Origin of the sequence: Arenibacter certesii DSM 19833 (assembly GCF_000429545.1) — a bacterium.
Taxonomy (GTDB): Bacteria; Bacteroidota; Bacteroidia; order Flavobacteriales; family Flavobacteriaceae; genus Arenibacter; species Arenibacter certesii.
On sequence record NZ_AUCB01000022.1, the window covers coordinates 75,088 to 82,936 of the forward strand.

A 7,849-nucleotide genomic window follows, 5' to 3' on the forward strand; every position below is an offset into this window, starting at 1 on the left:
GTAAAGTGCATATAAAATTACGCAAATATAATGAGCAAAGATAAGGTACATATTTTTGATACAACACTTAGAGATGGGGAGCAAGTACCCGGTTGTAAATTGGACACAGAGCAGAAATTGATAATCGCCGAAAGATTAGATTTATTGGGCGTTGATGTTATTGAAGCAGGTTTTCCAATTTCTAGTCCAGGGGACTTCAATTCCGTTCATGAGATTTCAAAATTAGTAAAAAATGCATCGGTCTGCGGTCTTACCCGTGCCGTAAAAAAGGATATTGAAGCCGCTGCGGAAGCTCTTAAAATGGCTAAGAGGCCTAGAATACATACTGGAATAGGAACTTCGGATTCACACATTAAATATAAGTTCAACTCCAATAAAGAAGCCATTATAGAAAGGGCTGTGTCAGCTGTAAAATACGCTAAGACTTTTGTGGAGGATATTGAATTTTATGCTGAAGATGCAGGACGGACAGACAATGAATTTTTAGCTAGGGTTTGTGAAGCCGTAATTAAGGCTGGAGCTACGGTTTTAAATATACCAGATACCACAGGGTACTGTCTTCCTGAAGAATACGGGGCAAAAATAAAATATTTAAAAGAAAATGTGACCGGAATAGACAAGGCTATTCTTTCTTGCCACTGTCATAATGACCTTGGACTTGCCACTGCCAATTCCATTGCGGGGGTAATTAACGGCGCTAGACAGATAGAATGTACTATTAACGGGATTGGAGAAAGGGCAGGAAATACTTCCTTAGAAGAAGTAGTAATGATATTAAGACAACATCCTACCTTAAACTTGGATACCAATATAAACAGTAAGTTGCTATATGATACCAGCCAGATGGTATCTCAAAAAATGGGAGTTTATGTACAACCCAATAAAGCTATTGTAGGAGCAAACGCTTTTGCCCATAGTTCTGGGATCCATCAAGATGGTGTTATTAAGAATAGGGAAACCTATGAGATAATAGACCCTGCTGATGTTGGCGTTACCGAATCGTCTATTGTGCTTACGGCAAGAAGTGGAAGAGCTGCATTGGCATACCGTGCAAAAAATGTAGGATACGAACTTACAAAAACACAGTTAGACCAAGTTTACGAGGAATTCTTAAGCTTTGCCGACAAAAAGAAGGAAATTATGAACGAAGATATCCATGATATTATCGTTGCAAGTGGAATCTCAATAGAAATTACTGTTTAAATGAATCTAAAAATTGCGGTTTTAGGTGGAGATGGAGTTGGACCAGAGGTATTGGCACAATCGTTAAAATGTTTACGTGCAGTAGAAGAGACTTTTCACCATCACTTTACTTTTACAGAAGGTGACATTGGGGCCGTGGCCATGGAAAAATATGGCAAACCGCTTCCGGAAGTTACCACTGAACTTTGCAGGGCATCAGATTCTATACTTTTTGGCACAATAGGGACCCTTAAATATGATGCCAATCCAAGTGCTAAGGTCAGACCAGAACAGGGCTTATTACAGCTACGAAGAGAGCTAGAACTGTTTGCCAATATAAGACCAGTTAAAGTTTTCCCTACCTTGGTTAACAAATCGCCCTTAAAAAAACATGTGATATTTGGAACGGATTTTATAATATATAGAGAGTTAACCGGAGGAATATATTTTGGGGAAAAAAAATTAAGCAAAGACGGCACTATTGCTTCTGATCTCTGTGAATATTCAGAAAAAGAAATCAGCAGAATAGCTCATTTTGCCTTTAAATCCGCAAAAAACAGGAGAAAAAAGCTCACCTTAATTGATAAAGCCAATGTTCTAGAGACCTCTAGATTATGGCGTAAAGTAGTTACCAAAATTGGGGAAAGCTATCCAGAAGTAGCACTGGAATTTCTTTTTGTAGACAACGCTGCCATGCAGATGATGCTGCACCCAAACCAATTTGATGTTATACTGACCGAAAATATGTTTGGAGACATCCTTTCTGATCAAGGAAGCGCCATATGCGGCACCAAAGGACTACTACCTTCAGCCTCTATTGGAAACGATTTTGCCATGTTTGAACCTTTTCACGGCTCTTACCCACAGGCGGAAGGAAAAAACATTGCCAACCCTATAGCCTCAATACTCTCTACAGCAATGATGTTAAGCCACTTTGGACTACATGAGGAATCTAGCGCCGTGGTTACCGCTGTAGATAAATCCATGAGAAAACAAATCGTTACACAAGATTTAAATCCCGATAGTAAGTATGGTACCAATGAGGTAGGTGATTTTATTGCCGCCAACATCATTGATTCTGATGAGAATTACAATTACAACTATGAAAACATTGGACTAGGGAGGTCTACCATTATATAGCTATAAAACAAAAGTTTAGGGTGCAGGTCAACCAATTATTTCTCAGCTAATAACTGATCAATAAAACTATAGAAATCCTTTTTAAAGCTTAAATAATTATTCCCGGTTGCAGGGCCATTAAACCCTGTATGGATTTTTCTCACCTGTCCAGTTTTATCTATAATAATGGTAGTTGGATAAGACAAGATATGATTTAACATGGGTAATTTATCTTGTGCTAAAGTCTTATCTGAACTAGCATATTGCGCCAACAGAATAGGGTACTCTACTCCTATTCTATCTTGTAATCTATTAATTGCCTTAAAAGCCGCTTCTGGCGTTTTTACATACTCAAAGGCTAAAGCTACTACACGTACATCTTTATCTGCATTTTCTTTTAAATATTCCACTAAAAACTTGGTCTCATCCAAGCAATTGGGACACCAGGTTCCCATTATTTGCACCACCACCACTTTATCCTTATACGCTTCATCATCTAAGGAAACCATTTTTCCAGAAGCATCGGGAAAGCTGAATTCCAACTTGTCATATCCCTCCTTTAAATAGGTCAACTCATCGGTCTGTGGTAAATCAAAATTTTCATTTCTTTTAGCCACAAAAGATTCCTTAAAATGATTCCCAGAATAAAATACTCCTTCCATAAGATTATCAGAAACCTTGCCCATAAACAAATAAGCGTGCGCGCCATCAAAGGTAGATAGCTTTAAGGAATCACCCTGCTGAATGCCTTCCAAATACCTATAATCTCCAGTAGCTGTCCTAAACGTACCAGTAACCCGATCATCTATCTGTTTAAATATACCTTTTGCCATATAACTGTTTTGGGTGCTAGGACTAAATTCTGTTTCCCAAGAACCAGTAACATTATATAATGGCTGCCCATCTCTTACAAATCTTTCTTTTACACCATAACTTGCCTTAAATGGCACTTCTCTATTCAAATTATCTATTCTAAAAACACCGTCTATAGTTTCTGCTGTAAATGTAGCGGCTATATACCCTTCAAAAACCGGGAGCTTTATGAGAATGGAATCTTTTTTAAAGGTAATTTCATTTACCGAAATTATCTCATCAGCATTATGGATTTCTATGGTATAATCGCCTTTATCCTCCCGTGCCAATATAAAATTGAAAGGCAGTATTTTATTATCCATGGTTTGGAGCTTCGCCAACCATGTTCCTTCATTTATGCTGGAGGTTTGAGGGCTGTTACATGAAAAAATCAATAAACTAAAAAACAAGAACAAGGTAATTCGAATTATATTTTTCACTTCTAAAGAAAACAATTATTAGTATAATTAACGTATAAAATTACAACATAGAAATTAAACTTATCCGGTTTCTAAATTAGAATCCCAAATCTGCTCATCGGAAATTTGGAATCGCCCATCACACCGCTTTTACCTTCTGAAAGGGTAAACAATATTAGAATAAAAAATAAGACAATTCCATGCGATACCTGTTGAATGTATAGCTGCATTGTTTTATATTTGACAACTCTAAAAATAAGCGATGAAAATATCTTATAACTGGCTAAAACAGTTTTTAAAAATTGATTGGGACTCCCATAAAACAGCGGAATTATTAACAGACTTAGGTTTAGAGGTTGAAGGTATTTCCGCATTCCAATCCGTTAAAGGAGGACTAGAGGGAATTGTAGTAGGTGAAGTGCTTACTTGCGTAAAACACCCTAATGCAGACAAACTACATTTAACCACAGTTGATGTTGGTTTGGAGCAACCCTTACAAATTGTTTGCGGCGCCCCAAATGTTGCCGCAGGCCAAAAAGTGCCAGTAGCCACAATAGGTACTACTTTATATACCAAAGAAGGCGAAGCGTGGAAAATTAAAAAAGGAAAGATTAGAGGCGAAGAAAGCCATGGGATGATCTGTGCTGAAGACGAACTTGGCTTAGGAGAAAGTCATGATGGTATTATGGTTCTACCCAACAATTTAAAGGTGGGTACCCTGTGTTCTGAGGTTTTTAAGGTTGAGAACGATGAAGTTTTTGAAATTGGTCTGACACCCAACCGAGCCGATGCTATGAGTCATTTTGGTGTTGCACGGGATTTAAAAGCCGGACTTAAGCAAAGAAATATTCAAAAGGAGCTTATTACGCCTCCTGTTACTAACTTTAATGTCGTTAACCGGTCTCTTAAAATAGATGTAGAAGTAGAAAAAAGCCTACTCGCGCCAAGATATTGCGGAATTACCATTAGCAATCTTGTAGTAAAACCATCACCAGAGTGGTTGAAAAATAGATTAAAAGCTATTGGACTTACTCCAAAAAACAACATTGTAGACGCCACTAATTATGTATTGCATGAGTTGGGACAACCCCTACACGCATTCGATACTGCTAAAATAAAAGGCAATAAGATTATTGTAAAAACACTCCCAAAAGATACCAAGTTCACCACTTTGGACGGTATTGAGAGAACGTTGAGCGAAGAGGATCTAATGATCTGCGACATAGAGAAACCCTTGTGTTTAGCAGGTATATTTGGAGGTGAAAATTCTGGTGTTAGCAGTACTACGAGTAGCATTTTCTTGGAAAGTGCATTTTTCAATCCCGTAAGCGTCCGTAAATCAGCAAAAAGACATGGACTAAGTACCGATGCTTCCTTTAGATTTGAAAGAGGAATAGATATAGACAACGTGGAATATGCTTTAAAACGTGCTGCATTGCTTATTCTCGAAGTTGCCGGGGGTGAAATTACTTCCGACATTGTAGACATTTACCCTAAGAAAAAGGACGACTACCACGTATTCCTAACATTTGATAAGATTAACAAACTAGTCGGACAGGATCTGTCTAAAGATACTATAAAATCAATTTTAGCCTCCTTAGAAATCAAAGTAAAAAACGTAACAGAGTCGGGCTTGGGATTGTCTATACCATTTTATAGAATAGATGTACAAAGGGAAGTAGATGTAATTGAGGAAATACTCCGTGTTTATGGGTATAATAATATAGAATTCACAGAAAAACTCAACGCTTCTATTGCTCCATCATCCAAATTTGAAGATTATAAAATTCAGAACATCATTGGAGACCAGTTGGCTTCCAATGGGTTTAATGAAATATTGGCCAATAGCCTTACCTCTCCGGAGTACAATAAATTAAGCTCGGATATTAAGGAAGAACAAACCATTACTATGCTAAATCCTTTAAGTTTAGACCTTTCGGTAATGAGACAGTCCATGCTTTTTTCTGGACTAGAGGCAGTGGAACACAATGCCAATAGAAAGATGAACAATCTTAAACTCTTTGAATTTGGGAAAACGTACCATCAATACCCAGAGAATAGAGAAGAAAAGAAACATTTAAGTCTTATAGTTACAGGAAACAGAACGGAAGATAGTTGGGTATCCCCATCACAGAAATCGGATTTCTTTTATATGAAATCCGTGGTAACAAATGTTATGACGCGATTGGGACTTCCTGAATTTCAGTCAGAACCCACAACAAGGTCAATTTTCTCTGAAGGGATTTCATTGAAAATCGATAATTCGGAGGTGGTATCCCTAGGAGTAATAGATAAGTCCATAACTACCGCATTCGACATAAAGGAAGAAGTATTATTTGCTGATTTTAATTGGGACTATATCCTGGAAGTATTAGGCCGTAGCAAACCCATTATGTTTAAAGAAATCACAAAATACCCAGGGGTAAAGCGCGATTATGCTCTTTTGGTAGATAATAGCGTGAGCTTTAAGCAAATTTATGACATCGCCATAGAAACCGAAAAGAAGCTGCTTAAAAATGTAAACCTATTTGACGTTTATACCGGCAAGAGCCTTCCCGAAGGCAAAAAGTCCTATGCAGTTAGCTATACCTTACGCAATGAAAAAGCAACTTTAACGGACAAACAAGTAGATGGTATTATGAATAAGTTGAGAAAAAGATACCAAGAAGAATTAGGAGCTGAATTAAGATAATATTTTATTTTTAATTCGCAAGACACCAGTGTTTAAATAGCACATTAAGACCATAATAGCCCGCTTTATGAGCGGGCTATTTCATTATCTATAAACGTATTACTTTATCACTCCACCTAAAATCATTATCTCTTTAGGATTAGCTGCACCCTAGAAATTGCAAGAATCATAGTAGCATTAATTTGTAAAAGGTTGCTTTAATATTCATAGTTAGAACCAAAAGCGACCTATAAACGCCCTAATTTATTAGGATTCAGCTATTTATCACTCAAATGAAATAAATCTAGACCCTATACATTTTTATTTATCCTTGTTTTATCAATAAAAATTAGATAATTTAATTTATTAGATAAGCATACCATTTCTTTGGAAACTATTTATGATTTTTCATATACATTGAAATCCATAATTTCTTAACTTTATATCATTGCCTTAAATGAAAGAGATATGTTGTTGCAAAAAACCAATATTCAGAAAAAACTTATTCTGGCAAAAAAAAAGGATAATTCCTCCGAATTAATACTGAAAGAGGTCTATGAAATCTTAAAGGAGTTGGATTCAGCTCAAGAAAGAATAGCTCAAAACTTAGCGGCCAAATCCCTAAATGTAACTAATCTTTTTAATTTTGACCTCCTAGAAGCTTCTGATATCTATTCAATAGGCCATATTAAAAAAATTGCTATAGACTACAGACTGCGCTTTTTGGATTCTCATTATTACAAAGGTGAAATTCCACCAGGAGCACTATCTAAAATAAGAAAGTTGGAAATGGAACACGGGATAGAACTAAAAGGCTTTAAGATTCTTGCCCCCTCCAAGTTATTTAAACTAAAGGATCCTGACGATCCAATATTATTTGTCCCGATAAATAACGGCTATTATTATCTAATTCATAAATGGGGAAACGATTTACACCCATTTAGAAAAGCCTTGATGTGGCCTTATAAGAATATGGGTAACCTCCTTGTATTTATATTACTATTAAGTTACCTCCTCACTTTAATAGTACCCCATGCACTATTCTCAAAAACGAGCTCCACTGCCCAATTCCTAATAATCTACTTTTTCATGATTAAATCGGTTGTATCAATGGTGGTCTATTATGCTTTTGCAAAGGGCCAAAATTTTAGTCCCGCTGTATGGAACAGCAAGTATTTAAAAACATAATTTTCTTTTTTCACGAAAGACATTTTACTTTCCTTCTGCTTAAACAATAAAATAGTTAACTAAAGTAGCACCTTAAAGTAGGCGCATTCAGAATTGACGCAACTGCTTGTTTATCAGGTATTTAATTCGTATATTTAGATATAATAAAACCCCGAAAACGAGTCTCTAGCTCAAAAAACGGGGTTTTTATCTTAATGTCTATGTCCAAGATACGAAGAATCCACGATTTCCAGCACAGTTTTACATTTTCCTCCCAGACCGAAGAGTTCGATGCGTTTTACGCCCGGTTTCTCGAAAGCGATCTTGGCAAGATCTATATCGCCATCCCTTGGGACGAACTGGTAGCGGCCCTTGGTCTGAAGGAAGCCAAAAAGGGCCCAAGGTGCATCTTCTGCGCCAAGGGCAAACTTGCCCTTAT

General features: G+C 36.8%; 6 protein-coding genes. 5 read left to right on the plus strand and 1 reads right to left on the minus strand.

Features of this window, described 5'->3' with window-relative positions:
- Positions 1–30: 30 nt before the first annotated feature.
- Both G466_RS21980 and leuB read left to right on the plus strand, forming a co-directional pair.
- On the plus strand, positions 31–1,203 hold the full coding sequence (locus G466_RS21980) for a 2-isopropylmalate synthase (RefSeq protein ID WP_084418835.1): 1,173 nt from the start codon (positions 31–33) through the stop codon (positions 1,201–1,203).
- A complete protein-coding gene (leuB, locus tag G466_RS0112555; protein WP_026813981.1) occupies positions 1,204–2,322 on the plus strand; it encodes a 3-isopropylmalate dehydrogenase in 1,119 nt (372 codons plus the stop codon).
- A 35-nt stretch (positions 2,323–2,357) separates the two neighbouring features.
- Here the strand turns inward: leuB and G466_RS0112560 are convergent, their stop codons facing one another.
- Positions 2,358–3,476, minus strand: coding sequence for a peroxiredoxin family protein (locus G466_RS0112560; RefSeq protein WP_157373866.1), 1,119 nt, complete (start codon positions 3,474–3,476; stop codon positions 2,358–2,360).
- A gap of 358 nt (positions 3,477–3,834) precedes the next feature.
- Between G466_RS0112560 and pheT the strand changes: the two genes are divergently transcribed.
- The 3 genes from pheT to G466_RS23895 form a co-directional block, all read left to right on the plus strand.
- Positions 3,835–6,264, plus strand: a complete 2,430-nt coding sequence (gene pheT, locus G466_RS0112565; RefSeq protein ID WP_026813983.1) for a phenylalanine--tRNA ligase subunit beta — start codon at positions 3,835–3,837, stop codon at positions 6,262–6,264.
- A 447-nt stretch (positions 6,265–6,711) separates the two neighbouring features.
- Positions 6,712–7,431: a hypothetical protein gene (locus G466_RS0112570; protein ID WP_026813984.1), complete on the plus strand. Its 720-nt coding sequence runs from the start codon at positions 6,712–6,714 to the stop codon at positions 7,429–7,431.
- Between the two features lie 200 nt (positions 7,432–7,631).
- Positions 7,632–7,849, plus strand: a 218-nt coding sequence (locus tag G466_RS23895; RefSeq protein WP_157373867.1) for a hypothetical protein, incomplete at its 3' end; no start/stop codon positions are given.